30 protein-coding genes and 1 pseudogene are annotated in these 25,850 nt (G+C 65.2%); 15 read left to right on the forward strand and 16 right to left on the reverse strand.

What is annotated here, in order from left to right:
- Positions 1-93 precede the first annotated feature (93 nt).
- Positions 94-528, forward strand: coding sequence for a COG4315 family predicted lipoprotein (locus JQ592_RS32085; RefSeq protein WP_211406728.1), 435 nt, complete (start codon positions 94-96; stop codon positions 526-528).
- Here JQ592_RS32085 and JQ592_RS32090 read toward each other — a convergent pair.
- Positions 525-740, reverse strand: a complete 216-nt coding sequence (locus JQ592_RS32090; RefSeq protein WP_211406729.1) for a hypothetical protein — start codon at positions 738-740, stop codon at positions 525-527. The genes JQ592_RS32085 and JQ592_RS32090 overlap by 4 nt on opposite strands.
- A 138-nt stretch (positions 741-878) precedes the next feature.
- Entirely contained in the window at positions 879-1,496 is a 618-nt protein-coding gene (locus JQ592_RS32095; RefSeq protein WP_211406766.1) for a L,D-transpeptidase, read from the reverse strand.
- A gap of 325 nt (positions 1,497-1,821) precedes the next feature.
- Here JQ592_RS32095 and JQ592_RS32100 point away from each other — a divergent pair, with 325 nt between their 5' ends.
- Together JQ592_RS32100 and JQ592_RS32105 are read left to right on the forward strand one after the other, a co-directional pair.
- The gene (locus tag JQ592_RS32100) at positions 1,822-2,871 is read left to right on the forward strand and encodes a hypothetical protein (protein WP_211406730.1); all 1,050 of its coding nucleotides are present in this window, start codon (positions 1,822-1,824) and stop codon (positions 2,869-2,871) included.
- A gap of 379 nt (positions 2,872-3,250) precedes the next feature.
- Positions 3,251-3,481: a DUF6894 family protein gene (locus JQ592_RS32105; RefSeq protein WP_200494243.1), complete on the forward strand. Its 231-nt coding sequence runs from the start codon at positions 3,251-3,253 to the stop codon at positions 3,479-3,481.
- A gap of 97 nt (positions 3,482-3,578) precedes the next feature.
- Here JQ592_RS32105 and JQ592_RS32110 read toward each other — a convergent pair whose 3' ends face one another.
- Complete coding sequence (locus JQ592_RS32110) at positions 3,579-4,364, reverse strand: SDR family NAD(P)-dependent oxidoreductase (protein WP_211406731.1); 786 nt, start codon at positions 4,362-4,364, stop codon at positions 3,579-3,581.
- 128 nt (positions 4,365-4,492) lie between these two features.
- On the opposite strand from JQ592_RS32110, the gene JQ592_RS32115 reads away from it, so the two are divergent.
- Both JQ592_RS32115 and JQ592_RS32120 read left to right on the forward strand, forming a co-directional pair.
- Positions 4,493-4,885 carry a hypothetical protein gene (locus JQ592_RS32115; protein WP_211406732.1) on the forward strand — a complete coding sequence of 131 codons (393 nt, stop codon included), beginning with the start codon at positions 4,493-4,495 and terminating at the stop codon, positions 4,883-4,885.
- 151 nt (positions 4,886-5,036) lie between these two features.
- Positions 5,037-5,288, forward strand: coding sequence for a hypothetical protein (locus tag JQ592_RS32120; RefSeq protein WP_211406767.1), 252 nt, complete (start codon positions 5,037-5,039; stop codon positions 5,286-5,288).
- Positions 5,289-5,306: 18 nt separating this feature from the next.
- Here JQ592_RS32120 and JQ592_RS32125 read toward each other — a convergent pair whose 3' ends face one another.
- The 5 genes from JQ592_RS32125 to JQ592_RS32145 form a co-directional block, all read right to left on the reverse strand.
- Positions 5,307-5,492, reverse strand: a complete 186-nt coding sequence (locus tag JQ592_RS32125; RefSeq protein WP_145631561.1) for a hypothetical protein — start codon at positions 5,490-5,492, stop codon at positions 5,307-5,309.
- 182 nt (positions 5,493-5,674) lie between these two features.
- Positions 5,675-5,956, reverse strand: a complete 282-nt coding sequence (minE, locus tag JQ592_RS32130) for a cell division topological specificity factor MinE (RefSeq protein WP_028136732.1) — start codon at positions 5,954-5,956, stop codon at positions 5,675-5,677.
- Entirely contained in the window at positions 5,953-6,768 is an 816-nt protein-coding gene (minD, locus tag JQ592_RS32135) for a septum site-determining protein MinD (protein ID WP_211406733.1), read from the reverse strand. Before minD ends, minE begins: the two co-directional genes overlap by 4 nt.
- Before the next feature lie 21 nt (positions 6,769-6,789).
- Positions 6,790-7,488, reverse strand: coding sequence for a septum site-determining protein MinC (minC, locus tag JQ592_RS32140; protein ID WP_211406734.1), 699 nt, complete (start codon positions 7,486-7,488; stop codon positions 6,790-6,792).
- Between the two features lie 301 nt (positions 7,489-7,789).
- Positions 7,790-8,794 carry an ABC transporter substrate-binding protein gene (locus tag JQ592_RS32145; protein ID WP_211406735.1) on the reverse strand — a complete coding sequence of 335 codons (1,005 nt, stop codon included), beginning with the start codon at positions 8,792-8,794 and terminating at the stop codon, positions 7,790-7,792.
- A gap of 100 nt (positions 8,795-8,894) precedes the next feature.
- Between JQ592_RS32145 and JQ592_RS32150 the strand changes: the two genes are divergently transcribed.
- The 6 genes from JQ592_RS32150 to JQ592_RS32175 all read left to right on the forward strand — a co-directional run bounded on the left by JQ592_RS32150 (position 8,895) and on the right by JQ592_RS32175 (position 14,114).
- On the forward strand, positions 8,895-9,542 hold the full coding sequence (locus JQ592_RS32150) for a TetR/AcrR family transcriptional regulator (RefSeq protein ID WP_211406736.1): 648 nt from the start codon (positions 8,895-8,897) through the stop codon (positions 9,540-9,542).
- Between the two features lie 82 nt (positions 9,543-9,624).
- Positions 9,625-10,395, forward strand: coding sequence for an ABC transporter permease (locus JQ592_RS32155; RefSeq protein ID WP_211406737.1), 771 nt, complete (start codon positions 9,625-9,627; stop codon positions 10,393-10,395).
- 41 nt (positions 10,396-10,436) lie between these two features.
- Entirely contained in the window at positions 10,437-11,474 is a 1,038-nt protein-coding gene (locus JQ592_RS32160; RefSeq protein ID WP_211406738.1) for an NAD-dependent epimerase/dehydratase family protein, read from the forward strand.
- Complete coding sequence (locus JQ592_RS32165; RefSeq protein WP_211406739.1) at positions 11,461-12,282, forward strand: GNAT family N-acetyltransferase; 822 nt, start codon at positions 11,461-11,463, stop codon at positions 12,280-12,282. The genes JQ592_RS32160 and JQ592_RS32165 overlap by 14 nt, the downstream gene beginning before the upstream one ends.
- A 6-nt stretch (positions 12,283-12,288) precedes the next feature.
- Entirely contained in the window at positions 12,289-13,344 is a 1,056-nt protein-coding gene (locus tag JQ592_RS32170) for a dihydrodipicolinate synthase family protein (protein WP_211406740.1), read from the forward strand.
- A complete protein-coding gene (locus JQ592_RS32175; protein ID WP_211406741.1) occupies positions 13,332-14,114 on the forward strand; it encodes an ABC transporter ATP-binding protein in 783 nt (260 codons plus the stop codon). The genes JQ592_RS32170 and JQ592_RS32175 overlap by 13 nt, the downstream gene beginning before the upstream one ends.
- Before the next feature lie 150 nt (positions 14,115-14,264).
- On the opposite strand, the gene JQ592_RS32180 is transcribed toward JQ592_RS32175, so the two are convergent.
- The 3 genes from JQ592_RS32180 to JQ592_RS32190 form a co-directional block, all read right to left on the reverse strand.
- Positions 14,265-15,353, reverse strand: a complete 1,089-nt coding sequence (locus JQ592_RS32180) for a TRAP transporter substrate-binding protein (protein ID WP_211406742.1) — start codon at positions 15,351-15,353, stop codon at positions 14,265-14,267.
- Positions 15,354-15,521: 168 nt separating this feature from the next.
- Entirely contained in the window at positions 15,522-15,779 is a 258-nt protein-coding gene (locus JQ592_RS32185; protein ID WP_018644685.1) for a hypothetical protein, read from the reverse strand.
- 66 nt (positions 15,780-15,845) lie between these two features.
- Positions 15,846-16,796, reverse strand: coding sequence for a DUF2778 domain-containing protein (locus tag JQ592_RS32190; RefSeq protein ID WP_211406768.1), 951 nt, complete (start codon positions 16,794-16,796; stop codon positions 15,846-15,848).
- Between the two features lie 193 nt (positions 16,797-16,989).
- Here JQ592_RS32190 and JQ592_RS32195 point away from each other — a divergent pair, with 193 nt between their 5' ends.
- Both JQ592_RS32195 and JQ592_RS32200 read left to right on the forward strand, forming a co-directional pair.
- Positions 16,990-17,430 carry a DUF1810 domain-containing protein gene (locus tag JQ592_RS32195; protein WP_211406743.1) on the forward strand — a complete coding sequence of 147 codons (441 nt, stop codon included), beginning with the start codon at positions 16,990-16,992 and terminating at the stop codon, positions 17,428-17,430.
- A gap of 130 nt (positions 17,431-17,560) precedes the next feature.
- Positions 17,561-19,642 (forward strand): methyl-accepting chemotaxis protein, encoded by a 2,082-nt coding sequence (locus tag JQ592_RS32200; protein WP_211406744.1) that lies wholly within the window; start codon positions 17,561-17,563, stop codon positions 19,640-19,642.
- 104 nt (positions 19,643-19,746) lie between these two features.
- Here JQ592_RS32200 and JQ592_RS32205 read toward each other — a convergent pair whose 3' ends face one another.
- From JQ592_RS32205 to JQ592_RS32215, 3 genes are all read right to left on the reverse strand, one after another.
- Positions 19,747-20,337 (reverse strand): NADPH-dependent FMN reductase, encoded by a 591-nt coding sequence (locus JQ592_RS32205; RefSeq protein ID WP_211406745.1) that lies wholly within the window; start codon positions 20,335-20,337, stop codon positions 19,747-19,749.
- 152 nt (positions 20,338-20,489) lie between these two features.
- Positions 20,490-21,437 carry a helix-turn-helix domain-containing protein gene (locus JQ592_RS32210; protein ID WP_211406746.1) on the reverse strand — a complete coding sequence of 316 codons (948 nt, stop codon included), beginning with the start codon at positions 21,435-21,437 and terminating at the stop codon, positions 20,490-20,492.
- A 686-nt stretch (positions 21,438-22,123) separates the two neighbouring features.
- Positions 22,124-22,801 carry a nitroreductase gene (locus JQ592_RS32215; protein WP_211406747.1) on the reverse strand — a complete coding sequence of 226 codons (678 nt, stop codon included), beginning with the start codon at positions 22,799-22,801 and terminating at the stop codon, positions 22,124-22,126.
- Between the two features lie 119 nt (positions 22,802-22,920).
- Between JQ592_RS32215 and JQ592_RS32220 the strand changes: the two genes are divergently transcribed.
- On the forward strand, positions 22,921-23,883 hold the full coding sequence (locus JQ592_RS32220) for an alpha/beta hydrolase (RefSeq protein ID WP_211406748.1): 963 nt from the start codon (positions 22,921-22,923) through the stop codon (positions 23,881-23,883).
- A 155-nt stretch (positions 23,884-24,038) separates the two neighbouring features.
- On the opposite strand, the pseudogene JQ592_RS32225 reads toward JQ592_RS32220, so the two are convergent.
- A pseudogene (locus JQ592_RS32225) lies at positions 24,039-24,170 on the reverse strand (cupin domain-containing protein); the annotation flags it as partial.
- 181 nt (positions 24,171-24,351) lie between these two features.
- On the opposite strand from JQ592_RS32225, the gene JQ592_RS32230 reads away from it, so the two are divergent.
- Positions 24,352-24,600, forward strand: a complete 249-nt coding sequence (locus JQ592_RS32230) for a hypothetical protein (RefSeq protein ID WP_211406749.1) — start codon at positions 24,352-24,354, stop codon at positions 24,598-24,600.
- Positions 24,601-24,749: 149 nt separating this feature from the next.
- Here JQ592_RS32230 and JQ592_RS32235 read toward each other — a convergent pair whose 3' ends face one another.
- Positions 24,750-25,526, reverse strand: coding sequence for a class I SAM-dependent methyltransferase (locus JQ592_RS32235; protein ID WP_211406750.1), 777 nt, complete (start codon positions 25,524-25,526; stop codon positions 24,750-24,752).
- Positions 25,527-25,850 lie beyond the last annotated feature (324 nt).

The following is a 25,850-nucleotide window of genomic DNA, read 5'->3' on the forward strand; positions in this document are numbered from 1 at the left end:
AGTGCGGCGAAACCTGGAACTAACCTTCGGCTGCTACGGTCGGCCCCATTCGGCGCTTAACGCGCGATTAACTTTGCCGTTCTGGAGATCAGGATGTTCAGGTTCCTCATTGCAGCCGCGGCCATCACGCTCTCGACCGTCCCTGTGCTCGCGAACGGCCATGGCGGCGGCGATGCGCCTCCTCCGCCCAAGCCCGAGGCGACGACTGCGCCGGCCAAGGTGGTCCTGACCAAGCAGGGCCCGAAGCTGGTCGATCTCAAGGGCATGACGCTCTACACTTACGAGCGCGACACGACCGGCAAGTCATCGAACTGCAACGGCAAGTGCACGGAGAGCTGGGTGCCGCTGGCCGCTACCTCCGACGCCAGGGCTGTCGGCGACTTCACCGTGATCAACCGCAACGACGGCAGCAAGATGTGGGCGTACCGCTACCGCCCGCTCTACACATCTCCCGCCGACAAGGCGCCGGGCGACGCCAACGGCACGGCCACGACCCTGCAGTGGCACATCGCGCGGCCCGAAAACTAGGGCGAGAACGGAGCGAGTCCGTCGGGCCTGCCCATGAGCTTCGCGTGTGCTGCGGAATCGGCCGAGGCATAATTGACCTCCGGATTCCAGTGCAGCGCGACGTACAGGACCATTCCGGCCAGGATGGAGCCATAAAAACCGAGCGCGGCCAGGCGCCATTTCCGCACAATGCGGCGGTCGTTCTCATTCAATGGATCAAAGAATTCTTGCATGATGCCTCCAATGGCAGCGAGCCATCAAGGCATAGCGTGACCGGGGCCGATCGGCTGTGAAGCCGTTCACCCCTCATCACTTCAAAACGATGTGATCGTTGTCGGCACCAGCGCGCCGGCGCTCCTCGCCCGAACGCCCTATCCGCGCCAGCGCGCGCCTGGTCCGGCCTGCGCATTCTGCCCGGGCGGCAGCACCACGACGGTCGAATTGAGCTTCACCCGGTCGTAGAGATCGATCACGTCCTCGTTGCGCATCCGGATGCAGCCCGACGAGATCGCCTGCCCGATATATTCGGGCTGGTTGGTGCCGTGGATGCGGTAGAGCGTGTCCTTGTTGCCGACATAGAGATAGATGCCGCGCGCGCCCAGCGGATTGGCGGGACCACCGGGCACGCGCGCCGGATAGGGTCCAAGCCGCGCCTGGATGTCCGCCGTCGGCACCCAGTCGGGCCATTCGGCCAGACGGCCGACGCGCGCAACGCCGGAGAAGGCCATCGCCTCCTCACCGACCGCGACGCCGTAGCGGATCGCCTTGCCATCGGGCAGCACGAAATAGAGGTAGCGCGCGTCGGTATCGACCAGGATCGTGCCCGGCATCTCCTTGCGCGGATAATCGACGATGTGACGCAGATATTGCTCGGGCACGCTCGCCTGGGCGTAAGGCGTGTGCGCGAGCAACTGCCGGTCGCGCGGCGTCATGCTCGCGTCGGTCGACGGCGAAAGCGTTGTCTGCATGCAACCGCCCAGCGGCAACATGGCAACGACGAAGAAAGCGAGAACAGATCTTGGCACCACCGGCCCCCCGATAGCGGATAGCAGCACCCCCAGCAGCTCCAGATGCTGCCCAAATCGTGCTGAAAACAAGGCAGACCGGAACAATTGCGCGTGTTCGATCAGCCGGGTTCCATCACCACAAACGGCGGAAGAGCGTCGCATCATCTCCATCCCCTCGCCTTGCTTTGGTCAAACCCGGCTGGACTCGTGCGTCATCTGCCCGCGATGGGGCTCACCTTAACTGATCGGCTCGCGCCAATGCGAAACGACGAAGGCTTCAAAACACCTGGGCTTCAAAGGAGCTGCGATGCTCGCAACGCTGAACAGCAAGCAAATCGTCGATGAGATCGTGAAGGACACGGTCAAGGACAACGATCCGCACGACGCGATTCAGATCTCGCCCGAGATCGTCATGGCCTCCCGCCCCATCAGCGTGGCGCCGGCACTGGCCCCCGACATCACGCCCCGCCCGGAGCCGAAATTCGCGCCGGAGCCCAAAGTCAATTCCGAGCCGAAGTTCAGTCCTGAGCCGAGGTTCAGTCCTGTCTCGGAGCCACCCACGGCAGTGCCCTCGGTCGATACCGCCGTGCGCGTCGCAGCCGGCGATGGTCCCAGCCGGCGCAGGCGTTCCGCTGCCGGCAAGTGGCTGCGCGGCGCCTTCGTCACGTTCCTGTTTGCCGGCGGCAGCGCGGCTGCCACGGTTGCCTGGGAGAAGCACGGCGATACCGCCAGGCACATGCTCGCCGAGTGGACACCGGTCCTGACCTCGCTGCTGCCCTCGACGTCGCAGACGGCACCGGTCGCCGCCGCGCAGCCGGTCCCGCCCGCGGCGCAAGCCACAGCGGATCAACCGATCGATCAACCTGCGGCACAAGCTGTGGCCGACCAACCTGCGAGTCCGCCTGCGGCTCAGGTTGCAGCGGCCGCGCCCGCGGCAACACAGACCGAGGCAACCCAGTCGGTACAATCGATGACGCGCGATCTCGCGGCGATGGCGCAGCAGATCGAAACACTCAAGGCCAACATCGCCGAGCTGAAGGCCGGCCAGGAGCAGATGGCCCGCGAGATGGCGAAGCCGCCTGCACCGAAGCCGGTCGTCGAAGCGAAGCCGCCCGTTGATCCGCGCGCACGCGTGTCCGCGCTGCCGCCGCGCGCACCGGTGCCAACGCCGGCGCCGGTTCGCAAGCCGAAGCCAGCGGTGACGCAGACCTATATGCCGGCTTATGCGCCTGCGCCGATCGCACCTCCGCCGCCTTCACAGGCTGCTGCAGCGCCGCCGCCTGCACCGGTCACGACGACGCAAGCGGTTGCCGATGACGATGGACCCGTCGTGCGTCCGCCGATGCCCCTGCGCTAAGAGCAACGTCGCGAACGCTGTCCGAGTCGATGAGATGCGTTGAGTCCGGGTTACTACGGGAAGCGATTCTTCATCGTTGTCCATCATGAGAAAAGGCCGTCGGGATTTATGCCGCCGGCCTTCTCTTGCAACTCCCGGTTCCCGGAGCCCGGTTCTGTTGCAATTCCATGCTTCATGATCACGCTGACATATTTAATAAAACCTTAACGAGCTCGCGTGCTGCACATCATTTCTGCGCCATAGGCACAGAGATTGTGCGGCTTGTTCATTCGATAAAGATCGACTCAGTGGTACCATCCGCGATGTGTCGGGACTTCCGTTGAAGACTTGTTTTCAAGACTTGCAACTGAGACTTGGTCGTCACACCGGGGGACTTCGGATGCCGTACTACTCCTTCGATCTTGTGGTTGGTGAAGAGTTCAAGAACCAGGGCGGAATCATCCTCGAGGACATCGAGGTTGCCTCCGATCGCGCCGATCAGCTCGCATGCGAGCTGTCGCAGGTGAAGCCGGAGCTGCAGCAGAAGGGTTGCGCGGTGCGCGTCACCGATCGCGATCACAACGAGGTCTATCGCACGCCGCTCGATCCCGTGCCGGCCTGGCAGCGCTAAGCATAGCGTTTTCGAGCGAAGTGGACGCCGGTTCGCGTAAAGAAAACGCGTCAAACCAAGAATCAAAAGCGCCGTTCCGATTCATCGGAACGGGGCTTTACTCTTCAAGCACTGGCGCTTCGAACCAGTTCGTCAGCGACAGCCCGCCGTCGACGACGAAGGCCGCGCCGGTGGCGTAACCTGAGAGCTTGTTCGACAACACCGTAAGCGCCATCGGCGCAAGGTCCTTGGCCTCGCCGAGACGCCCGAGCGGAATGTGTCTCGCCAGGGACGCGTCTGCAACGAACCCGCCCGCTGCGATTGCACCCGGCACCAGCGCGTTGACGCGGATGTTGTGCCGCCCGAAGGTCTTCGCGAGCTCCTTCACCAGCATCGCCATCCCCGCCTTCGCCGTCGAGTAATGCGGCAGGTTGCGCGGCGTGCCCGCATGCAGCGAAGTGAGGAACAGGAATGAGCCGGGCCGCTTCGCTGCGATCAGCCGCTTTGCGAGTCCGCGCGCCAGATGAAAGCCGGCATCGAGATTGACGGCGTGCATCTCCTGCCAGGTCCTGCGATCGACCGCGAGCGCGTGATCGGCCTCGCGCCGCGGCGGCGAGGCGCTGTGCACGAAATGCGTCACCTCCCCCAGCGCAGCATGAGAGGCGGCCAGCAGCGCGTCGCAGGCGTCGAGCCCTGCGAGATCGCCGACCCAGGGCACCGCGTGTTCAGGCCTCTCGCTCGCGCTGATCGCGGCGCTCACCCGTTCCGCGCTGATATCGGCAAACACGGTTCGGACGCCCTCGCCGACCAGAGCCTGCGCGATCGCGCGGCCGATGCCGTTGCCCGCGCCGGTAACGAGCGCCGTATCGGTTGCGGGATCGAACGGCGCGCTGAACAGGCTCATGTCGCTCTCCGGGGTCCTCTGCCGCCAATCTAGCGCGCCGCAACGAGGCGCGACAATTGCGTTCCGGCACCATTGCGGAGCGGCGCGCCGGACGCTAGCCTCCCCAAAAAATCGAGGAGGTACCAAGGATGCGCTATGGTTTTCTGATGACGGGCCTGTTGCTGCTCGCCGCGCCGGCACAGGCGGGCGACGCGCCGCCGCGGGCGACCTATGTGACGATGGTCTTGCAGGCCTTCGCCGCCAAGGTCGAATGTCCGGGCACCGATCTCGTCTATCAGGACCTCGTGCAGAAGGCGCAGCAGATGCAGCTGCCCGATGGGACCACTGAGAAGGTGCGCAAGGCGATCGCCTGGATGCATACCGGCGGCAAGATGGGCGAGAAGCAGGACGACGATCTGATGGCCGAGGTCGCGGTCGCGACGCAGGCCACCGATATGGACCAGCGCCGCCTCGGCATGCCCGGCTGGTGCGAGGCGCAGAAGACCAACCTCGCCGGCCTGATCCGCGCCAAGGGCGGCTAAAGGCGTTTCGCGCGAAGTGGACACCGCTTAGCGGAAACAGACTTCGGCGGGTTTTTCCCGGCGTTAAGCACGCCACGGCGGAACTGCCGCCGTGGCCAACAATCGTCACATTCCTCGCCAGCATGCGGGCCTCTTCGAACAGGAGACCCCCATGCGGATTGCTCATTTCGTCTTTGCCGCTGCACTGGCGGCGAGCACCGTGATGGCCGCCCCGGCCCTCGCAAGAAACACCGACGCTCAGAAAGGCGAGGAGAAATCGACCTCGTCATCGTCCTGCAGCGCCTATCAGCAGGCGCCGGACGGAACGTGGGAGCAGCTTCCCTGCAAGGAAACCGGCGAACGCGGGCAGCCGCAGACGCAGCACCGCGCCCCTGCACAGGGAACGGATCGCTGGGAACGCTGAGCGCTCAGGTTCCCGCGGTCAGCTCTGGTGCGGACCCCGCATGATCTTCATGGCGTCGGCGATGTGGCGCCATTCCTTGGCCTCTTCGGCCTCGCCACGACCCTCGCAGGCCTGGGCCTGCTCCGCGGCCTTCGCAATCGCAGCAAAACCGTGCTGTTCGAGCATCTGCCGTGCAACGGTATGGACCTGGACCTCGGACATCATGGGGCGCTCTCCCGTTTGACGAAACCACGGGGTTCGCTCTGATCGCCCCCGCGCATGTCCTAGAACGACCGAGTCCCAGACCCCGTTCCGCCCAGATCATCACACATGACAAAGGCGGCCCGCCATGCCCGGCGGACCGCCTTCTCACCCACCCCAAAACTGCGGGTCGTCGGCCGCGTCCCCTACGCGACCGCCGCTTTCTTGCGCTCGAAGTCGTTGGGCACCTCGATATCGACCTCGAGGGTCGAGACCTCGTCGCCGCGCTCGAGCCGGACGATGACCTTGGTCGGGTCCAGCGTCACATGCTTGGACACGACGGCGAGAATTTCCTCACGCAGCACACCGAGCAGATCGGGCTGGCCGCGCATTCCGCGTTCATGGGCAAGCAGGATCTGCAGCCGTTCGCGTGCGACGGGTGCCGAGGCCTTGTTGCCGCGGAGAAGTCGAAGCAGACCCATGCTCATGCAGCCCTCCGTCGCAGCAGACGATCCATCAGACCTCTGCGCTCGGCGGGAACATGCATCGTCACGTTCTCGCCGCAGAGGCGCTTGGCCGCGTCCATATAGGCCCGCGCCGGCGCTCCATCCGCATTCGACAGGGTCACCGGCGTGCCGACATTGGAGGCCTTCAACACGTCCTGGCTCTCGGGGATGATTCCGAGCAAGGGCGTCGCCAGGATCTCGAGGATGTCGTCGATGGTCAGCATCTCGCCGCGCGCGGCGCGGGCGGGATCGTAGCGGGTGATGAGGATGTGCTTCTCGACCCGCTCACCCTTCTCGGCCCGTACCGTCTTGGAATCGAGCATGCCGATGATGCGGTCGGAATCGCGCACCGAGGAGACTTCCGGATTGGTGACGATCACGGCTTCATCCGCAAAGCGCATCGCCATGGAGGCGCCGCGCTCGATGCCAGCCGGGCTGTCGCAGATCACCCAGTCGAAACGGCTGCGCAGGTCGGCGATGACCTTGCCGACGCCCTCTTCCGTCAGCGCATCCTTGTCGCGGGTTTGCGAGGCCGGCAGCAGCCAGAGATTCTCCAGCCGCTTGTCCTTGATCAGCGCCTGCGGCAGCTTTGCCACGCCCTGCACCACGTTGATGAGGTCGAACACGACGCGGCGTTCGGCGCCCATCACGAGGTCGAGGTTGCGCAAGCCGACGTCGAAATCGACGACGACGACCTTGTCGCCGCGTTGCGCCAGCGCAGCCCCCAGCGCGGCAGTCGTCGTGGTCTTGCCGACGCCCCCCTTGCCTGATGTCACGACCAGTACCTTACTCATCTGAAATGTCTCCTTTGCTGGTCAGTTCAGTGCTGTAATTCGCATGGTATTCCCCTGCAGCCAGGCCTGCGCCGGCTTGCCGCGCAGGGCGGCGTCGATGTCGTCCGCAGTCTGGTAAAACCCATCAATTGCAAGCAGTTCGGCCTCGATCTTCTGGCAATAGATGCGCGCGCTCGTGTGACCGTTCACGCCCGCCATGGCGCGGCCGCGCAGCGCGCCGTAGATGTGGATGGAGCCGCCGGCGACGACCTCGGCGCCGGAACCGACCGAGCCCAAAATGGTGACGTCGCCTTCGGGGAAGATCACGGTCTGGCCCGAGCGGACGGGGGTCTCGAGCAGCAGCGAGGTCGGCTTGGGCTCGACTTTCGCCTCGGGCTTCTTGGGCGCGGTCGGCTCGACCACGCAGCTGCGCCCCCCCGAGAGCAGCGGCGGCATCGACGGCGTCAGCCGTGCCTCGTCCACGCCCTCGATGCCGAGCACGCGGATGTTGCGATCCTGCAGGCTGGTGAGCAGATGACCGATGCCGGCCTGGCTGAGATCGACCGAGGACAGGTCGATCACCACGGGCCGACCGGCAAAGAAGCCCGGCGACCGCGCGATGGTGGCGTCGATCTCCTGGAGCCAGTCCTGGATCGGAACCGTCGGCACGAACACGAAGGCCACATAGGAGCGCCCGCGCAGGCGCACCATCTGACGTTGGACTTTTGCTGCAGCCTCCATAGCGGCCGACTCGTTCCCTGTTATTGAATGGTTAACGATGCGGCGGATATGGTTAACGGCCGGTTAATGCCTCCGTGGGGTTACGTGGGGATGGCGGCCCGTCGGCAATGGACGCGAGATCGCCGCCCCGACCTCCCGTGTCGTCCTGGCGAAAGCCAGGACCCATACCGCGGAAGCTATCGGTTGCGGGCGGTCGGAGTACCGAACAGCAGTCTTCGTCAAACTGCCCGCTGGGGTAATGGGTCCTGGCTTTCGCCAGGACGACCTCGGGGACGGGGTTCGGGCCGACGACTCCTGCCCCCTACTTCTTCACCTTGCTCGCATCCATCTTGATGGCGGGATCCAGCATCTTCGTCGTGAACGCCGTCGTCACTTCGAACGGCTTCTCCATGCCGAGATAGGTCTGGACCAGCTCGTAGTCCTTCTTCATCCGTTCGCCGTCGATCCAGCCGAGGCCCTTGGTGGTGGTGAACTCGTCGGTCATCAGGAACTTGATGCGCTCCCACTGCCGCTCCTGGTTTTCCTTGTCGAGGCCGGAGACCTGGTCGAGCAGCGCCTTCAGGCACGGCGCGGCGTCGGCGACGCAGGCGGCAAAGGCCTTCTGCGTGATGCGGACGAAGTCCTCGACCAGCCTCGGGTTCTTCTGCAGGTAAGCGCCGTTGACGATCAGCGAATTGCCGTACGGATTGAGGCCGATGTCCTTCCAGTTGACATAGCCGAGGTCTCCCCCGAACTCGATCACCTTGAGATCGTGCTCGTTGTAGAAATCGCTGATGATGTCGACGGTGTGGCTCTTCAGCGCCGCGATCTTCGCGGTCGGCCCGACATTGACGAAGCCGACGGCATCGGGCGCCAGCCCTGCGGCCTTCGCAAAGGCCGGCCACATCACGCGAGAGGCGTCGCCGGGCGGATTGCCGATCTTGTGGCCCGCAAAGTCCTTCACCCCGTTCACGCCATAGCTCTTCAGCCAGTAGAAGGTCTGGCCGGTGTTGGCATAGACGCTCATCACCGCGACGGTGTCGGCGCCCTTGCTCTTGGCCACCAGCATGGTGGCGAGATCGGCGACGCCGAAGGGCGAGCCGCCGGACCCGACCTTGGCCGCGGAGACGCCGGAGCCTTTGCCGGTCTCGATGGTGAGGTCGATGCCTGATTTCTCGTACCAGCCTTGCGCCTTGGCGTAATAATAGGGCGAGTGATCGGCGGTCGGCGTCCAGTTCAGGATCAAATTGACCGCCTCGCCCGCGCTCGCCGGTACCGCCGGAAAACCGAGCACTAGCGCCACAACAGCCGCCTGAAAACGCTTCATCGCATCCTCCTCATTGCCAGCGACCCGGCTTGTCGCTCTCCCCTTGTGAGGATACCAATGCAACAAGTCCGCCTCCCGCTTGTCAACTGTTTGGTTGGAAATGCCCGCAAAACGATCTGGCGACACCGCGCCGCAGCGGCGCGATCCCGTCGCCACCCGCAAGAAGCTGCTCACCGCGGCGCGCCTCGAATTCGCGCGGCACGGCCTGGCCGGCGCCCGCGTCGACGAGATCGCCGAGCGCGCCGGCGTCAACAAGCAGCTCGTCTATCACTATTTCGGCGACAAGGACGCGCTCTACCTCGCCGTGCTCGAATGGGTCTATGAGGACATCCGCGAGCAGGAGCGCAAGCTCAATCTCGAGGGCCTGCCGCCCGACAAGGCGATCCGCCGGCTGATCGAGGCCTCGTTCGATCACCTCGCGGCACACCCTGATTTCATCGTGCTCCTGAACGACGAGAACCGCGGCGGCGCCCGCCACGTCCGCGGTTCCACCCGGCTGGAGGCGATGCATTCGCCGCTGGTGACAAGCGTCTCCCACATCCTCCATGAAGGCGTGCGCAGCGGACTTTTCCGCAAGGGGATCGACCCCGTCCAGCTCTACATCTCCATTGCGGGCCTCAGCTATTTCTTCTTCTCCAACACGCCGACGCTGTCGGCGATCTTCGGCAAGGATCTGTCGAGCCGCACCCAGCGGCGCGCCCGGCGCCGGCACGTCGTCGATCTGGTGCTGCAGTCGCTCCGGCCATAATCAACCAACTGGTTGAAACTTGCCCTGGGGACGGATAGGCTGACATCGTGGCGAAGAGGCCGCGATCAACAGGGAGCAGAACGTGGCAGCCGACGGGGCACGCACCGCGCGCAGCTTTGCGATCATCCTGATCGTGCATCTGGCCGTGCTCGTGTTCTGGCAGGTCGCGGTCGATGCCTTCCACGTCCCGAAATTCATCCTGCCCTCCCCGCTCGCGACGGTCCAGACGCTGGGAACCGCGAGCTATGCCTGGGGCGCCAACACGCTGGTCACCGCGGTCGAGATCCTCGGCGGCTTTGCACTTGGTGCCTTCGTCGGCGTGGCGCTGGCGGTGATCTTCAGCTGGGCGCCGCTCATCAGCCTCGTGCTGCTGCCGCTGTTCGTGACCTTGAACATGATCCCGAAGGTCGCGCTCGGGCCGCTCTTCATCGTCTGGTTCTCCTACGGCATCGTGCCGAACATCCTGATCGCCTTCAGCATCTGCTTCTTCCCGATCCTGCTCACCACCGCGCGTGGCCTGCGCGAGGTCGAGCCTGACCTGCTTGATCTCGTCAAATCGCTGCGCGGCTCGCGCTGGACGCTGTTCCGCAAGATCCAGCTGCCGGGATCGCTGCCTTACGTGTTCTCCGGCATGAAGGTCGGCGCCATCCTCGCTGTTGCCGGCGCCATCGTCGGCGAGTTCATCGCCTCCGAGCGCGGGCTCGGCTACCTCATGATCCAGGTGCAGTCCTCGCTCGACACGCCCGCGATGGTGATGGCCGTGGTGCTGCTGACGCTGCTCGGCGTCGCGCTCTATGGACTGGTCCTCGCCCTCGAACGCATGTTCGTCGTGGGCGATGCAAGACAAACCTGAGAACGACAAACCTAAGAACGGCAAACCTGAAGGACCAGCTCATGCTCCTCACCCGCCAGACGCTGCCGAAGTCGATTCCCGATATCGCAGCCCTCGACGATCTCCTGTGCCGGCCGACCCAGGCGCTGATCGACGACCTCAACAAGGTCGAGGGCGACATCATGATCCTCGGCGTCGCCGGCAAGATGGGCCCTACGCTGGCGGGACTTGCGAAGGCGGCCGTGCCCGATCGCCGTGTCATCGGCGTCGCCCGCTTCAGCGACCCGAATGTGAAGGAATGGCTGAACGCGCGCGGCGTCGAGACCATCAATTGCGACCTGCTGGATGAGGCCGCGATCAATGCGCTGCCGAAGGCGCCGAACATCGTCTTCATGGCCGGGCGCAAGTTCGGCGCCGAGGGCGATCTGTCTATGACCTGGGCGATGAACGCGCATGTGCCGGCGCTGGTTGCGCAGGCCTTCTCCTCGTCGCGGATCGTGGCGTTCTCGACCGGCTGCGTCTATCCCTTCGTACCCGTCGACGGCAAGGGCTCGGCCGAGGACATGGCGCCGAACCCGCCCGGTGAATACGCGCAGTCCTGTGTCGGCCGCGAGCGCATGTTCGAATATTTTTCGCGCAAATTTGGAACGCCAGGCCGGCTGTTCCGGCTCAACTACGCGATCGACATGCGCTATGGCGTGCTGCACGACATCGCCACCAAGGTCCTTAACGGTACCCCGATCGACGTCAGCATCAGTCATGTCAATTTCATCTGGCAGGGTGATGCATCCTCCCAGGCACTGCGGTGCCTGGCGCATTGCACCGCGCCGACCTCGCCGATCAACGTCAGCGGCCATGAGATCCTCGCGGTGCGTGATCTCGCCGCGAAATTCGGCGCGAGGTTCGGCCGCACGCCGGTGCTGACAGGCAAGGAAGAACCGACGGCGTGGCTCACCGACACCTCGAAGGCCGTCGAGCTGTTCGGCCTGCCGGTGGTCGACACCGAGCAGCTGATCGCCTGGACCGCGGACTGGGTGTCCCGCGCCATGCCGAGCCTTGGCAAGCCCACCAAATACGAGGTGCGCGATGGCCGCTACTGACGGTCCGCCCATCATCAAGCTCAGCGCGGACGATGCGATCGCCGGGCTCGCGCTGTCGACGGAAGCGCGCTGGAACCAGACCGAGGAGGATTGGCGCATCTTCCTGCGCGACGGCGTCGTGTTCGGCATTCGTGACGGCATGCGACTGGTCGCAACCGCGGCGCTGCTGCCCTATCCCGGCAACAACGCCTGGATCAGCATGGTGCTGGTGTCAGGCACGCATCGCCGCCGCGGCCTTGCCACGCGCCTCGTCGATGCCTGTCTGGAAACCGCGCGCAAGAACGGCCTGACCAGCTGGCTCGACGCTACGCCCGACGGCGCCGCCGTCTACGGGCCGCTCGGGTTCACGCCGACGCTGCAATTGCGCCGCTTGAGGCTGATGAAGCCCTCGCATGCCGAAGCGCCGCCATCGTCGTCCGCCAGCATCGACACGCTTCGTGCGCGCGACCGGCGCGCCACCGGCTTCGATCGAACTGCCCTTCTCTCCGCCTTCGCACAGCGCTCCGGCTCGCGCATCGTCGCCGCGAATGGCGCCATCGCGCTGGTCCGCGACGGCCGGACCGCCCGCCATATCGGCCCCCTGCTCGCCGATCATGCCGCCGAAGCGCTGGCCCTGGTTCAGGCGATCGCGCGCTCCGAGACCGGCCCGCTCCTGATCGATGCCGTCGCGTCGCAGGCCGCGTTCCTGGAGGGATTGACCGCCTCAGGCTGGACCATCGAACGTCCCTTCCAGCGCATGCGGTTCGGCCCCGCCACCTCCGCCGGTGTGGAACTGCCCTTCGCCGTCGCCGGCCCCGAATTCGGATAGGACATCATGCACCACAGCCAGATCAACGCCGACATCCGCAAGCTGATTGCCGACGGCACCGTGCTGCCGGCGCATCCCCTCGCCCTCAGCGCCGAGCGCCAGCTCGACAAACAGCATCAGCGCGCCCTGACACGCTACTACATCGACGCCGGTTCGGGCGGCCTTGCCGTCGGCGTCCACACGACGCAATTCGCGATCCGCGACGTCGGCCTCTACCGTCCCGTGCTGGAGCTTGCCGCCGAGACCGCCGCGAGTTGGGCCAAGCGCCCGCTGGCGATGGTTGCAGGCCTTGCCGGCCCGACCCGGCAGGCAACCACTGAGGCCCGCACCGCCCGCGATATCGGCTATCACGCCGGCCTGCTGAGCCTCGCCGCGATGAAGAGCGCTTCCGAGGGCGAGATCATCGCGCACTGCACGGCAATCGCCGCCGAGATCCCGCTGGTCGGCTTCTATCTCCAACCGGCCGTCGGCGGCGTCATCCTGTCCAGCCGCTTCTGGCAGCGTTTTGCCGCGATCGACAATGTCATCGCGATCAAGATCGCGCCGTTCAACCGCTACAGAACTCTCGATGTTTTGCGTGGTGTCGCGGCCGCCGGCGCGCTCGACCGCGTCGCACTCTACACCGGCAATGACGACCACATCCTGCTCGACCTGATGCTGCCGTTCGACCTCCGCGACAAGGGCGTCACCACGCGCACCTATTTCAAAGGCGGCCTGCTCGGCCACTGGTCGGTGTGGACCGCAAGCGCCATCAAGCAGTTCGAGCGCTGCAAGGCGGCGCAACATAAGGACAGCGTGCCTGCGGACCTGCTCGCGCTCGATGCCCGCGTCACCGACTGCAACAGCGCCTTCTTCGACGTCGCCAACAATTTTCACGGCTGCATCGCCGGCTGCCACGAGGTGCTGCGGCGCCAGGGCCTGATGCAGGGCCTGTGGTGCCTCGATCCGAGCGAGGGCCTCAGCCCCGGCCAGAAGGAGGAGATCGACCGCGTCTGCCGCGAGCATGCCGACCTCAGCGACGACACATTCGTGGCCGCCAATCTGGATAAATGGCTGGCATGACGGAGGAGCCCTTCATCAGCCTGCGAGGCGTCCGAAAAGTCTATCGCAGCGGTGGCGCCGAGTTTCTCGCCGTGTCCGACGTCACCATGGACGTGCAGGAGGGTGAGCTGGTCTCGCTGGTCGGCCCCTCCGGCTGCGGCAAGACCACGGTGATGAAGATTTTGGCCGGCCTGCACGGCGCCGACGGCGGCACCGTCAGAATAGGCAACGCCAAAAGCCCGTTCGATCCGAGCCGCGACATCGGCATGGTGTTCCAGCAGGCGCTGCTCTTGAAGTGGCGGACCATTCTGGACAACGTGCTGCTGCCGGCCGAGATCGTGGGGCTGCCGATGAAAGCCGCGCGCGAGCGGGCGCGCGACCTGCTCAATCTCGTTGGCCTTGCCGGCTACGAGCAGAAATATCCGCAGCAGCTCTCGGGCGGCATGCAGCAGCGCACCGCCATCGCGCGCGCCTTCATCCACGATCCAAAACTGATCCTGATGGACGAGCCGTTCGGCGCACTGGACGCGCTGACACGCGAGCAGATGAATCTGGAGATGCTGCGGATCTGGCGCGAGAGCGGCAAGACCATCATCTTCGTCACGCATTCGATCCAGGAAGCGGTGTTCCTGTCCTCGCATTGCGCCGTGCTGACGGCGGGACCTGCGAAGATGGCCGATTATTTCCCGATCGACCTGCCCTTCCCGCGCGATCTCCCGCTGAAGACCACCGACGCCTTCGGCGCCTATGCAAGGCGGATCTACGCGAGGCTGGGCTTGGGTGCGACGTAAGACGCCACACGATCAGTCCCGTAGGGTGGGCAAAGCGCAAGCGTGCCCACCATTGCACGTGATGCAAGGAATGGTGGGCACGGCGCAAACGCGCCTTTGCCCACCCTACGAGAGCGAGGGCGCCGCCGAGACCGTCGCCCCCTCTTCCGCTCAGCCCTTGCGCATCTTGCTGAGCAGATAATTGTCGTAAAAATTCTCCGCGATCTGCGTGTAGAACAGCAGCTCCTTCATATAGGCGTCGTGGCTGTCCTTGGTGCGCTTGAACAGGTCGCTCTTGGCGGCGAGCTCGTTCAGATGCTCCTGGGTCGCGTTGTAGCAGGCCTCCAGCACCGGCTGCGGGAATGCCTTCAGCTCGGCGCCGTTGGCGATCAACCGCTTCAGCGCCGCCGGGTTCACGCTGTCGTACTTCTCCAGCATCCAGGCGCCGGCCGCAGAGCCGGCCTGATTGAGGATCGCCTGGTACTGCTTGGGCAGCGAGGCCCACTTCTCGTCATTGACGATCATGTGCAGCATGGCGCCGCCTTCCCACCAGCCGGGGAAGTAATAGTATTTTGCGACCTTCTGGAAGCCGAGCTTCTCGTCGTCATAGGGACCGACGAATTCGGCGGCGTCGATCGAGCCCTTCTCCAGCGCCGAATAGACATCGCCGCCTGCGAGTTGCTGCGGGACGACACCGAGCCGCGCCAGCACATGGCCGCCCATGCCGGCGATGCGGAATTTGAGACCCTTGAGATCGTCGACGGTCTTGATCTCCTTGCGGAACCAGCCGCCCATCTGCGTGCCGGAATTGCCGCACAGGATGGCGTGCGCCTTGAACGGCTTCAGCGCCTCTTTGGTCAGGTCGGCGCCGCCGCCGAAATGCCACCAGGACTCCTGGTGGCGATGGTTCATGCCGAACGGCGCACCGGTGGCGTAAGCCAATGCCGGCTCCTTGCCGATGTAGAAATAGAGCGGGGTCTGCGCCATCTCGACCGAGGCGACGCTGACGGCATCGAGCGCCTGCAGGCCGGGGACGAGCTCACCGGCCGCAAACGTCTGGATCTGGAATTTGTTGTCGGTGGCCTCGGCGACATATTTCGCGAATGTCTGCGCCGTGCCGTAGATGGTGTCGAGCGACTTCGGGAAGCTCGAGGTCAGGCGCCATTTGATCTCGGGCTGCGACTGCGCAATCGCAGGTGCTGCAACCAGCGTCGTCGCGCCGGCGACCGCGCCGCCCTTGAGGAATGTACGGCGTTTCATGATGGGGTCTCTCCCTTAAGTAAGCTTCAAATGAACTGGCTTGCGGCCACGGTCTTCGCGGACCGTTTGCCTGTTCCTGGAGCCGAGTTCAAGCTGGCAGATGGCCGCTTTAGAGCAGACCTGCAGCCCGGATTTCGCTTTCGCTTGATCCGGCCTGCGAAGCTGTCGCTAAAGCAGCTTCGCGCTCACGAACAGTGCGCGCACGGCGTTGGTCGCCTGCACCGCCAGCATGGCATTGCCGGCCGCGCCTTCGAGGGCCGCGACGGCGTCCTCGTGCAGCGAGCGGAATTCCATCCACTCGACCGATTTGAAATTGGTCAGGAATTGATAGGCCTGCCCGACGGTCGCAATCGCCAGCGTGTCACCGTTCAGCTTGATCTTGAACGTGGTGCGCAGCGGGGTTTCGGAGCTTGCTGGATCACTCATGGGCTGCTTCTGGACGATGACGGCTTAACGAAGGGGAAACGGCAGCCCCGCCGCACCTAGCAAATATCAGGAGGCGGTGCTGGCGCGCTGCGAGGCGGTCGCCGATCCGCTCAGGCTGGGCACCACGACCAGGCGGTTGAACTCGCCATTGTCCCAGGCTTTCAGGAAGCGATCATAGTCCTTGATCGAGACGCAGCCGTTGGAATCGCCGCGCGGCCCGAGCATATAATTGTGGGTGAGCAGGCCGACGCGGCCGAGCGCGCTGGTCCCATCGGTCGGGGTCAGGCGCAGCGCGCGGACGCCGTGGAACAGCTTTTCGCGCGGCTTCAGATCATAGGTCGCCGGCGGGGTCGCACCGACCATGCGCTGGTCGACATGCTGGGGGTCGTCCATCAGCGCGCCCATGCCCGAATGCGCTTCCAGCGCGACGCCGCTCGGCAGGTACAGCGCCTTGGCCGAGATGTCGTAGACCGCCGTGCGCGAATCATAGCCGAGCGCGGCGAGGTCCGGCGCCTTGGTCAGCAGGCCGTCGCCGGGGGTCAGGGAGGCCAGCCTGATCTTGTCGGTGAATTTTTCGAAGAAGTTGCGGTTGTCGACCCTGGGATTGGCCTCGGCATAGGCCTGGCTCGAGGCGATCTGAGTCGAGAAGTCCGCCTGGACCGGGCGCGAGCGCGGCATCGGGACGGCATCGGCATGCTGCGCCGGTCGCGGCTCGTCGACTGCGGTCCGGTCGTCATCGGTCAGGGTCGAGCGCCACTCGTCGCCCTGAAGCTTCTGGGCGAGCATCGCCTTGGCGTCGCGCAGCTTGAGCTGGACCGCGTCCATGGCGGAGCGCTCCAGCGTCCGCAGGCCGAACTGGCGGGCGGGCGGATTGCCCGACGCCGACGCGAAACGGTCCTCGAACGACGGGGTATTGGCCGGCGGCAGGGCGGCGGTGACCAGCGGAGTCGAATCGCCGAGATCGGCGACCCAGGCGGCAGCGCCCAGCGCCAACGCGACGGCGGCCAAAGACAGCAGTAGCGTCTCGGCTCGCCCAATACGGCGGCGCGACAACAGCCTCTCGGCGTGCGCTACGTCGGAAACCATCAGATCCCCAAATCGACCCCCGGGGGACCCAACCCCCACCCGGAGAGACTCTATACCAGCTACCACATTGGGAGCCAAAAGTTAGGCATAATCGCGGCCGGTAAAGCACCCTCGGGGGTATCCAATGACCGATACTTTCGACCTAGAACGGTTTGTCCAGGCCCAAAACCCGGTTTTTCGCGACGTCGAGGGGGAGCTGGCCCGGGGCCGGAAGCAGAGCCACTGGATGTGGTTCGTTTTCCCGCAGATCGCCGGCCTTGGCTTCAGCGCCATGTCGCAGCGCTATGCCATCGGCTCGCGCGCGGAGGCCGTGGCCTACCTCGCCCACCCCGTCCTGGGCCCGCGCCTGATCGCATGCACGCGGCTCGTGCTCGCCGTCGAAGGACGGACCATCAACGCGATCCTCGGCGCGCCCGATGACACAAAATTCCGTTCGTCGATGACGCTGTTCGGCGCGGTGTCCGACGAGCCCGTCTTCGATCAGGCGCTCGCTCGGTATTTCGCCGGCCAGCGCGACGGCGCGACGCTGGAGATCCTCGCCAAGCTCGATCAGACGCCGCGCTAGCGCGACTCCCTCGTTCGGACGAATGGACGCATGCAGGCATGCCGGCCGTCAGCGTAAACCGCGGATTAACGCCGGCTGCCTATCGTTCGGGCAAAATAATTCTCCTCCCGCGCCAATTGCCGGACTGGCCATGAAAATCGGTACGCTCCTGACCACCGCCATCGTCTCGCTCTCGACCGTGGGCGGCGGCCTCGCCGTCTACGTCGCCGCGACGAAGTACCAGACGATGGAGCGCATCACCGAGGCGCAGGGGCGGCTCGCGATCGTCCGCGCCGTCAGCGACATCCCGCGCTATCTCAATCCCGAACGCGGCTTTTCCACCAACATCCTCTACGGGCCTGCCACCATCGACCCCGCGCTGCTTGTCGAGCAGGACAAGCTGCGCAAGCAGACCGACGGCGCCCGCGACAAGATGAATGCGCTGCGCAAGGAACTGCCCGGCCCGTTCGACGACGGCACCACCATCGGCAGCAACATCGACGGCATCAATGCGAAGTTCACGGCGCTGCGCGAGGCGATCGACAAGGCGTTGGCCGGACCGGCCGAGGCGCGCAAGGACGCCGCCAAGAAGATCGTCGCCGACAATGCCATGCTCAACGGCGGCGTGACCGCGCTGCTCAACGAGCAGGTCCGCCGCATGGCGATCCTCAACGGCGACGCCTACCGGCAGGCCAGCTACGCCAACATCGCGATGACGCTGCGCGACGTCGGCGGCTTCAACTCCAGCCTGCACAAGAACCTCGTCGGCGGCAAGAAGCCGGCGACCGACGCCGAGAAGGCGGACATCGGCCGCTCGCAGGGCCGCAACGACCAGATCGTGATGTCGCTGCTGGAATTGCGCGGCAATCCGGCAACCCCGACGAACGTCGCCGCTGCGCTGGACAAGTTCAACGCGATCTATGTCGAGGAGTTCGGCCGCGAGCTCAAGCTGGTCAAGGACGGAGCGGTCAGCGGCAAGTACGAACACGACATGGACACCTATTACGCCGCCACGCAGCGCGGCCTCAGCACCATCATCGAGGTTCGTGACGCCTTCTACGACAACGCCGAGCAGGTTCTCGCCGGCGCCTCGTCGGCCGCGCGCACCAGCTTCATCATCGCCCTCCTCGGCCTTGCCGCCGTGCTGATTGCGAGCATCGGCCTCGTCGTAACGGTCCGCCGCCGCGTCTGCGCCCCGATCGTCAATTTGACGACGCGGATGTCGCGGCTGGCTGATGGCGAGGTTGCGGAAGCCATTCCGGGCGCCGAACGCTCCGACGAGATCGGGGCGATGGCCGCAGCCGTCCAGGTGTTCAAGGACAACATGATCCGGGCCGAGCGGCTCGCGGCCGAGAAGCAGGCCGAGAACGACGGCAAGATGCGCCGCGCCCAGGCGCTCGACGAGCTCACCCGCGCGTTCGAGGCCAAGGTCACCGAGCTCGTCGGCGGCCTGTCCCGGGCGTCCTCCACCATGGAGAGCACGGCGCAATCGATGACCTCGACCGCGGCCCAGACCAACAGCCAGGCCGCGGTCGTCGCCGCCGCCTCCGAGCAGACTTCGACCAACGTGCAGACGGTTGCGAGCGCGACCGAGGAGCTCACCTCCTCGATCACCGAGATCGGCCGTCAGGTCGCGCAAAGCACCGAGATTGCGGCCCGCGCCGTCGACAATGCCCGCCGCACCGGCGACACCGCACGCGCGCTCGCCGAGGGCGCCCAAAAGATCGGCGACGTCGTCACGCTGATCCAGAGCATCGCCGAGCAGACGAATTTGCTGGCTCTGAACGCGACCATCGAGGCCGCCCGCGCCGGCGATGCCGGCCGCGGCTTTGCCGTGGTCGCCTCCGAAGTGAAATCGCTGGCGGGCCAGACCGCCAAGGCCACGACCGAGATCTCCGAGCAGATCACCGCGATCCAGACCGCGAGCGACGAGACCGTGGCCGCGATCCGCAACGTCGCCGACGTCATCGCCGAGATCGACCAGATCGGCACCGCCATTGCCGCCGCGATCGAGGAGCAGGGTTCGGCCACCAAGGAGATCGCCCGCAGCGTCCAGGAAGCCGCCCGCGGCACCCAGGAGGTCAACACCAACATTTCAGGCGTGCAGCGCGCCGCCGACGACACCGGAGCTGCCGCCAGGGAAGTACTGGGCGCGGCCGAGCAGCTCTCGACCCAGTCGCTCGATCTCGCCGGTCAGTTCGACCGCTTCCTCGGCGAGGTCAGGGCCGCGTAGGCGCTGCGATCGTAGCCCGGATGGAGCGCAGCGCAATCCGGGACGGTGCCGTTGACGCGAGAGACCCCGGATTACGCTTTCGCTCCATCCGGGCTACGGGACAATCAATACGGCGGCGCCTTGCGCGCCCGCTGCGCTTTCGCCGCCTCGATCCACCAGGCGAGATCATCCGCAAAGCGCGGGAACGCGCGTTCCAGCGCCTTGCCACCCTCGCCGATCGGCTCGGCGTCCGCCGACAATGTCTGCGCGATCGGGCCGACGCCGATCGTGCTCGACACCACCACCATGCCCATCTCCGACAGCGTGCCGTGCCAGGCGGTCGCCGCCCGCGCGCCCGAGAAGCGGCCGGCGGAATAGCTCACGATCGCGGCCGGGCGCCAGAACCATTCTTCGAGGAAATGGTCGGTCAGGTTTTTCAATCCGGGCTGAATGCCCCAATTGTATTCGCCGGTGACGAAGACGAAGCCGTCGGCGCCGCGAATCTGCCCGGCCAGCTTCTCCAGCGCCTCCGGCGCTGTGCCCTTGGGATATTCCTTGTACATGCGGTCGAGCATCGGCAGGCCGACGGCCTTGGCGTCGATGAACTCGACCTCTTCCCCGCGGCCGCGGAGTCGATCGATGACGAAATTCGCAAGGCGGATGCCCATGCGGTCGGAACGGTAGGAACCGTAAAGAACGAGGATGCGATTGCTCATGGCCGGCAAGCTAGCACGAAAGCAGGCGGCGCGCCCGATCGATTTGTCGCGCTAAAGCGCGACGAGATTTGGATGAATCATTATCGCACTTTAGGTCGTTGTTTGCGCATGATCTTTTCGGAAAACCGCTTCGCACTTTTCCGGATCATGCTTTAGCGCCCGCGGCCGCGGTCGAGCGTTTGCGACGGCGTCTCGCCGAATTGATCGCGGTAGCTTCTGGAGAAATCGCTGAGGTGCCAGAAGCCGAAGGCGAGCGCGACAGCCTTGACGCTGTCCGCGCCGGCGAGCAGCCGCTGACGCACCAGCCAGAGCCGGCGCAGGCGCAAATAACGGTGCAGGCTCATGCCGCGATGGCGGCGGACGACGTCGTGCATGGTGCGCACGGACAGGCCGAGCTTGCGTGCGATCTCTTCGCTGTAGATCGGCTGCGAGAGATCCTCGGACAGCAGCGCGCGGATGTCCTGGAACATCTTGAACTGCCGCCCGTCGTTCGGCCGCACTGTCCATCGCGCGGCGACCAGGTTGGCGAACACGGTGTCGACCGCGCCGAACAGGGACTCCTTCATCGCCGTCCCCTTCAACGGCACCTCGGCGGGATCGGTCGGCTCGGACGCGGCCGCCACCACCTCCCGGACCACCTTCCGCAGCCGGAGCAGCGCCGGCATGCTGGTCTCGAATATCTTGAAGCTGGACTGCGTCTCGGGCCAGCCGCGATCCTTCACCTCGGGACGAAACACGACCGAGCCGATCTGTCTCTGCACTTCCTCGATGGTGTTGTAGGCCGCGCCGCTGCTGCCGATGACCACGACCGCGCGGTCGCGCTGCGCGCCATTGAAGCGAATAGGAACTTCGAGATCGTCCATCGCGAAACCGACCGCCGTGCAGTCGGCAACCAGCTGCGCGTCCACCACGCGCGGAAACGTCCGCGTCACGTTCACGTCGCAGCCCGGCAGGCTCAAGATCACCTGCTCGGTCGCAATCCGTCGCACGAACGGCGTAAACTCGATGTTCAATCCGCGTATCGAACTGCGAAACTCGTCGACATCGGAGAAGCGAAATATCTTTGGCGCCAATCCTGGCGCATCATCATTGTTGCTCATGACAAATGAAAAACCGCGCCGGAAAATGACGCGTAGCCGGCAATCATGCCGATCTGGATTCCCCCTTTCCGTGGCGCCCGACAAACCGAATGAATCATCCTAGCCCGTCTCGGCCAATTGGCGAGGGTCCAATGCAAAGGACAAGCTGACGGTTCGCGTCCTGCCGAATTTCGATAGCGTTTCCAGCAAGCGGTGCAGAGATACCCAACGGTACCTCGCCTCGGTGGAAGCTATTTGGATTCAGGCTGCTGCCATGATGGCGAAGCCGCCTGCTAAGGCCATGTCGAAATGCCCGCCACCGAGCGACAGGCCGCAGCAAGGCGGCGACGAGGGGGGCGCCGCGCGGTTCTAATGCGTAGCGCGGTATTTGGCGCGGCGGGGAATCGAGTTGCACGCCAGCCCGTCGGCCAGCAGCTTCATGTCCTCGCGTTTGCCGCTTCGGATCAGTCGCCCAAACTCGTCGGATGTGAAGGGAAGATTGGGATCATCATCGATTGGACGCCGCACTCGCGGGCCGAACAACCGTCGCACCAGGCTAGCCAGCCGCCGCATATCAATTCCCTCGCGCCAGCAACAAACCTTTCAGTCCGGATATTGTTCCTCCCGCACGTTCGAGATTGCAAGAGCTTGCTGACGACTCCGCACCAAAAAAATTTTCGCCGGAGAACAATCTCCTCTTTGTCGTGCTAGTCGGCAAAACCCACGTAACGCACGAACTCATCGTTGTGTTCGCGGTCCGAGCGAACCCCGTTCGCGGCAAAGCCGTCGTCGGGATAGCCCATGGCGACGCAGGTCATGATGACCTCGTCCTCCGGGATATCAGCGACCTCGCGCACGATGTCGGAGCGCATGATGCCCTGCCCGTTGATGACCGAGCCGAGCCCGCGGTCCCACGCCGCAAGCACGATACCGTAGCAGAGCGCGCCGAGATCGAAATGGCAGACCGCGCCGGGATCGAGCACGCGGTCATAGGTGAGCACCAGCGAAACCGGCGCGTCGAACTGGCGGAAGCCGCGCAGCACCCAGTCCTGGCGCATCGGCTTGTCGTCGCGCGCAATCCCCATCGCACCGAACAGCTTCTTGGCGATGTCGACCTGCCGCGTGCGATGCACGCCCTGATACTCGCCGTGGCTGACGATGTCGCGCTTGACCTTGGCGCCACCGACCATCTCCTCCATGTTGCGGCGGCGTACTTCTTCGAGCGGCGCGCCCGCAAGCACATGAACGTGCCAGGGCTGGGTGTTCATCGACGACGGCGCGCGCTTCGCGCTCTCGATGATCGCCTCGATCACCGCGCGCGGCACCGGCTCGTTCCTGAAACCGCGCACGCTGCGGCGCGACTGGACCAACGTCTCGAATTCCACCCCTTGGCCTCCCCTGCCCGTTCATCCCCGCAGCACCGCAACACGCGGCCGGTTGCCGATGCGGCGCGCAAAATCTATGCTAACCCGCAAGCAAGACCAAGAACCCTGTGAGGATGCCCATGCCCGCGCCGCTCGATCCCGTCATCGCCCAGATCATTCCGCTCATGCCGATGCGCGATCCCGCGGTCATGACGCCACAGAGCGCCCGCGATTCCTTGCGCGCACTGGCTGCTTCGCGCGCGGCCATACCGCCGCCGCCGGTCGATCGTGTGCAGGATATCAAGGTGAACGGCGGCGCCGGCCCGCTCGATGCGCGTATCTATCGGGTCGGCACCACGCCCGCTCCCACCGTGGTGTTCTTCCATGGTGGCGGCTGGGTCGCCGGCGACCTCGAAACCCATGACCGGCAGGCGCGCAATCTCGCGATCGAGACCGGCGCCGTGGTCGTCTCCGTCGACTATCGGCGTCCGCCGGAGACGCGCTTTCCCGGCGCCTTCGAGGATGCCTTTGCCGCCGTGCGCGACGTGTTTGGCCGCATCGCGGAATTTGGCGGCGACGCCAGGCGCTTCGGCGTTGCCGGCGACAGCGCCGGCGGCAATCTCGCGGCCACCACCGCGATCGCCTGCCGCGATGCCGGCATCCGGCTCGCCGCGCAACTGCTGGTCTATCCCGTGACCGACGTCGTCGGCGCTTACGCCGATGCGGGCGAGAACGCGCGCTTTCCCTCACGCGCCGAGAATGCCGAAGGCTACTTCCTCACGCGCGCCACGATGGAATGGTTCTGCGGCCACTATCTCGCCGATCCCGCTCACGCAACCGACTGGCGCGTCTCGCCGCTGCGAGCCGCATCGCTCAAAGGCCTCGCACCCGCGGTCGTGACCACCGCCTGGTTCGACCCCCTGCGCGATGAGGGCACAGCCTATGCGCGGGCGCTGGAGGCCGCCGGCGTGCGGGTCAAGCATCACGAGGGGCCCGGCCTGATCCATGGCTATTTCGGCATGGGCGACGCCTCGGACGTCGCGCGCGCCGAGGCGCAGCGTGCGCGGGCCGACTTCAAGGCATTGCTCGTGCGCGGCGTATAGGGATGCGACGAACTTCGTAGCCCGGATGGAGCGAAGCGTAATCCGGGTTTCTAGCCACATGGGCGGTCGAGCGATCCGGTTGGCCTGGCCCCGGATTACGCTATCGGTCGGCGCTTCACGCCGACTCGCTAGCTTCATCCGGGCTACGAAACTCGCTAGACGCTCTGCGCCCGCTGCGCCGCCGTGTGCCCCCAAGCCTCGTCCCAGTCCTGGCCGGAGGCGTCGACGACGCGGCCATCGGCCTCGAAGAACTTGTTGGGCACCTGGAAGATTGTGAGGATCAGCGCGCAGTGCAGCAAGCACCTGGCGCGAATCCCAGAGCAGGCCGCGCACACGTCAAGGCGAGACGCATTCAGCACGCGCCGCAAAATATCCGCATGCCGAGGCCCGGCCCGCACCGATCCTGCTTGATTGCGCCATGATTCCCGGCTCCAATCCTCAGCGCCATTTCTGGTTTAGGAGACACCCATGATGAAGCGGATTTTCCTGGCTGCGATCGTTGCCACCTTTGCGGCGGGCTCGGCGTTCGCGGAGGACACCTGCGAGAGCAAGGCGGTCGGCAAGGACGGCAAGCCGCTGGCCGGCGCCGCCAAGACCTCGTTCCTGAAGAAGTGCAAGGCCGACGCCTGCGCGCCCAAGGCCGTCAGCGCCGACGGCAAGCCGCTCGCCGGCGCCGCCAAGAACAGCTTTATGAAGAAGTGCGAAGTCAGCGCGTAAGGCGCGCTTGCGAATTCGAGCACTCTCGTGCCCCGGACGCAGCGCAGCGCTTCCCTGGCGATGCAAAGCATCGTCCAGTGGCGGTGCGCTGCAGAGCCGGGGCCCACGCTTCCATGTGGATTCCGAGAGATGGGCGCGTCGAACGCCCGTCAGGCCTGCTTCAGCAGATGCCGGGCGAATTCGGGCAGCGTGCGGAAGGCCATGTGCAAATTGTCGTTGAAGGAAGCGGTCTGATAACCGTGGTGCTGCCAGGCGAGAACAAGCGCCGTGCGGCTGAAGATCGAGACGTGGCCGTTGCGCGGGCCGACATACCACCAATTGACGCCATGCATCTCAAAATCGGGTGGCTGCACCAGTGTCGAGAACAACACGAGCCCATCCTCCTTCGTGCTTGACGCGATGGCGGCGATACCGGCCATCGGATCGGGCATGTGCTCCAGCGTCTCGAAGCAGGTGACGATATCGAATTTTTCCTGCGGCGGCCGCGCGAAGTCGGCCACGAAGGGATCAAAGGTCTGCGCCTCCAGGAAGCCGCAAGCGCGCAACGTTGCGCTCAGCAAGCCGTCGCCGCCGCCATAGTCGAGCAAACGCAGCTCCGCCTTCCTCGCTCCGAAAAAATGTTGCACCAACTTTGCGCTGTTGGTCGGCCGAACCTCCCTGTAGTCGGGATCGACCTCGATATACCCGTCGTTATAGATGTCGGCCTTGAAGTTCGCATCGCTCCAATCGTCGAACGCATCGGTGAACAGAAATCCGCAGACCTGGCAGCGGTGGTAATACACCGGCCTCCCCAATAGCGGCAGTCGCCCGCGGCGCGCTTCATTGCAGTGTTTGGCGAAATCGACCACGCCGAACAGTGCGGCCTCCGCGCTGCAGATCTTGCACGGCAGAGGCGCCGTAGAAACCTCTTTCAGCTTGGCGATCACGCCCCGTTCCGCAAATTTTCATCCGGAGCGGACCATCGCCCGTGAGAGTTGCGCGAGGCTTGCGCGGTCGCGCGCCGTGGCCGCGCCGACCAGTGCGTCTCCTCCCGTTTTTCTCAAGCGTAGCGAACGAGTTCGCGGCGTTCAAGACGCATCGGCGCGTACTTGCACCGGCGAGTTCCCATCGCTCGCGCGACAGAGCGTCAGTTGGACTGTTGCGACAGCTTTCGCGAAGCGACGCACATGCGTCGCCTGGGCGTCACACGCCCGTCGTCGGCGACGCTCGATAATCTCTGCCTCATTCCGATCGAGCGCGCACAGATTGCG

The organism is Bradyrhizobium iriomotense (genome assembly GCF_018129405.1).
Taxonomy (GTDB): domain Bacteria; phylum Pseudomonadota; class Alphaproteobacteria; order Rhizobiales; family Xanthobacteraceae; genus Bradyrhizobium; species Bradyrhizobium iriomotense_B.

Coding starts and splice junctions, on each gene's coding strand:
- JQ592_RS32085 (WP_211406728.1), top strand. CDS start 94: ATGTTCAGGTTCCTCATTGCAGCCGCGGCCATCACGCTCTCGACCGTC.
- JQ592_RS32090 (WP_211406729.1), bottom strand. CDS start 740: ATGCAAGAATTCTTTGATCCATTGAATGAGAACGACCGCCGCATTGTG.
- JQ592_RS32095 (WP_211406766.1), bottom strand. CDS start 1,496: ATGTTGCCGCTGGGCGGTTGCATGCAGACAACGCTTTCGCCGTCGACC.
- JQ592_RS32100 (WP_211406730.1), top strand. CDS start 1,822: ATGCTCGCAACGCTGAACAGCAAGCAAATCGTCGATGAGATCGTGAAG.
- JQ592_RS32105 (WP_200494243.1), top strand. CDS start 3,251: ATGCCGTACTACTCCTTCGATCTTGTGGTTGGTGAAGAGTTCAAGAAC.
- JQ592_RS32110 (WP_211406731.1), bottom strand. CDS start 4,364: ATGAGCCTGTTCAGCGCGCCGTTCGATCCCGCAACCGATACGGCGCTC.
- JQ592_RS32115 (WP_211406732.1), top strand. CDS start 4,493: ATGCGCTATGGTTTTCTGATGACGGGCCTGTTGCTGCTCGCCGCGCCG.
- JQ592_RS32120 (WP_211406767.1), top strand. CDS start 5,037: ATGCGGATTGCTCATTTCGTCTTTGCCGCTGCACTGGCGGCGAGCACC.
- JQ592_RS32125 (WP_145631561.1), bottom strand. CDS start 5,492: ATGATGTCCGAGGTCCAGGTCCATACCGTTGCACGGCAGATGCTCGAA.
- minE (WP_028136732.1), bottom strand. CDS start 5,956: ATGAGCATGGGTCTGCTTCGACTTCTCCGCGGCAACAAGGCCTCGGCA.
- minD (WP_211406733.1), bottom strand. CDS start 6,768: ATGAGTAAGGTACTGGTCGTGACATCAGGCAAGGGGGGCGTCGGCAAG.
- minC (WP_211406734.1), bottom strand. CDS start 7,488: ATGGAGGCTGCAGCAAAAGTCCAACGTCAGATGGTGCGCCTGCGCGGG.
- JQ592_RS32145 (WP_211406735.1), bottom strand. CDS start 8,794: ATGAAGCGTTTTCAGGCGGCTGTTGTGGCGCTAGTGCTCGGTTTTCCG.
- JQ592_RS32150 (WP_211406736.1), top strand. CDS start 8,895: ATGCCCGCAAAACGATCTGGCGACACCGCGCCGCAGCGGCGCGATCCC.
- JQ592_RS32160 (WP_211406738.1), top strand. CDS start 10,437: ATGCTCCTCACCCGCCAGACGCTGCCGAAGTCGATTCCCGATATCGCA.
- JQ592_RS32165 (WP_211406739.1), top strand. CDS start 11,461: ATGGCCGCTACTGACGGTCCGCCCATCATCAAGCTCAGCGCGGACGAT.
- JQ592_RS32170 (WP_211406740.1), top strand. CDS start 12,289: ATGCACCACAGCCAGATCAACGCCGACATCCGCAAGCTGATTGCCGAC.
- JQ592_RS32175 (WP_211406741.1), top strand. CDS start 13,332: ATGGCTGGCATGACGGAGGAGCCCTTCATCAGCCTGCGAGGCGTCCGA.
- JQ592_RS32180 (WP_211406742.1), bottom strand. CDS start 15,353: ATGAAACGCCGTACATTCCTCAAGGGCGGCGCGGTCGCCGGCGCGACG.
- JQ592_RS32185 (WP_018644685.1), bottom strand. CDS start 15,779: ATGAGTGATCCAGCAAGCTCCGAAACCCCGCTGCGCACCACGTTCAAG.
- JQ592_RS32195 (WP_211406743.1), top strand. CDS start 16,990: ATGACCGATACTTTCGACCTAGAACGGTTTGTCCAGGCCCAAAACCCG.
- JQ592_RS32200 (WP_211406744.1), top strand. CDS start 17,561: ATGAAAATCGGTACGCTCCTGACCACCGCCATCGTCTCGCTCTCGACC.
- JQ592_RS32205 (WP_211406745.1), bottom strand. CDS start 20,337: ATGAGCAATCGCATCCTCGTTCTTTACGGTTCCTACCGTTCCGACCGC.
- JQ592_RS32210 (WP_211406746.1), bottom strand. CDS start 21,437: ATGAGCAACAATGATGATGCGCCAGGATTGGCGCCAAAGATATTTCGC.
- JQ592_RS32220 (WP_211406748.1), top strand. CDS start 22,921: ATGCCCGCGCCGCTCGATCCCGTCATCGCCCAGATCATTCCGCTCATG.
- JQ592_RS32230 (WP_211406749.1), top strand. CDS start 24,352: ATGATGAAGCGGATTTTCCTGGCTGCGATCGTTGCCACCTTTGCGGCG.